The sequence below is a fragment of the Paraburkholderia oxyphila NBRC 105797 genome (assembly GCF_000685075.1).
GTDB lineage: Bacteria > Pseudomonadota > Gammaproteobacteria > Burkholderiales > Burkholderiaceae > Paraburkholderia > Paraburkholderia oxyphila.
In genome coordinates this window covers 1-503 of record NZ_BAYD01000312.1, presented here as the reverse complement: position 1 = coordinate 503, position 503 = coordinate 1, and the positions used below count along the sequence as shown (strand labels likewise).

1 protein-coding gene is annotated in these 503 nt (G+C 65.2%); it reads right to left on the bottom strand.

The genetic code is table 11. The annotated features are described in order from the left end of the window. Nucleotides 1-503, bottom strand: a 503-nt coding sequence (locus BO1_RS56135; protein ID WP_043289439.1) for a DUF1302 family protein, incomplete at both ends; no start/stop codon positions are given.

The following is a 503-nucleotide window of genomic DNA, read 5'->3' as shown; positions in this document are numbered from 1 at the left end:
GGTCGCGCCCACGGAGCTCGAGGTGCCCTGCGCCATGCCGATCGGGTAACCCAGGCCCGAGTTGTTGTTCAGCCACGGGTAATAGCCCGCCTGGGGCACCTGCGTGACGGTCTGGCCATCGACCGTGCGCGTGATGCCGTGCGTGCTCAGACCGGGGTAGTAGATCCAGGTGAGTTCCCAGGTCAGCGCCGCAGCGTCCGCACCCAGCAGCTTGAGGAACGGGTATTCGCTGCGCGTGAGCGCAAGCAGGCCGTTGAGGTCGTACTGGAACTTCTTCTCGTCGGCCCATTGCTGGCAGTTCACCCCGGCCACGCCATTGGTGTTCAGGTCGAGCGGGCCGCCCGCGCCATAGCAGCTCGACAGCGCTACCGCATCACGCGGCCGGTACGAAAGCTCGGTGCCGATCGCCCAGTCGCCGATACCGAAATTCGCGCTGGCGCCAAAAAGTTGCCGGTTCTCCAGATACGACCAGTCCAGCGTGCCGTTGGCCAGCGAAGAAAGCA